This is a genomic window from Sinorhizobium sp. 8-89 (genome assembly GCF_030124325.1).
Lineage (GTDB): Bacteria > Pseudomonadota > Alphaproteobacteria > Rhizobiales > Rhizobiaceae > Sinorhizobium.
Genome location: NZ_JASKLR010000093.1, coordinates 1 through 609, shown reverse-complemented (window position 1 = coordinate 609; position 609 = coordinate 1). Strand labels below are relative to the sequence as shown.

Genomic DNA, 609 nt, shown 5'->3' with positions numbered 1-609 from the left:
GACGGTCACCGATGGCGACGGTGCCACCGACACTGAGACGGTGACGATCACCATCACCGGCACCAACGACGCGCCGGTGGTCACCGCGACGACAAGCGGCGCGGTGACCGAAGACATCGCGGTTGTCGGCGGCAATCTGACGGCGGGCGGCACGATCACGCTTTCAGACGTCGACGCCAACGAGACCCTGACGGTGACGGGCACGCCGGCGGGGCAGCCGGTATGGAACGGTGGCGCGCTGACGCAGGCGCAGATCGACACGCTGACGGAGGGCTTTACCGCGGCGGCAGGCGGCTGGAACTATCAGGTGCCGAACGCGCTGGTGCAGTTCCTCGGCGCCGGCGAGACGATCACGCTCAGCTATCAGGTGACGGTCACCGACGACAACGGCGCCACCGACACCCAGACGGTGACGATCACCATCACCGGCACCAATGACGCGCCGGTGATCGGCGCCACGTCGGTGATCAGCGGCGCGGTGAGCGAGAGCGGCCTGGCCGCCGACGACGTCACGCCGGTGACCGGACCGCTGACGGCGACCGGCACGATGGTGTCGAGCGTGTTTGTTATACACGTCTGCGGCTGCCGGCGGGGTATCGGTTGTGTGGA

The 609-nt window shown here is 68.1% G+C and carries 1 protein-coding gene; it reads left to right on the top strand.

What is annotated here, in order from left to right:
* Positions 1-609, top strand: a 609-nt coding sequence (locus tag QN219_RS33805) for a VCBS domain-containing protein (RefSeq protein ID WP_284004768.1), incomplete at both ends; no start/stop codon positions are given.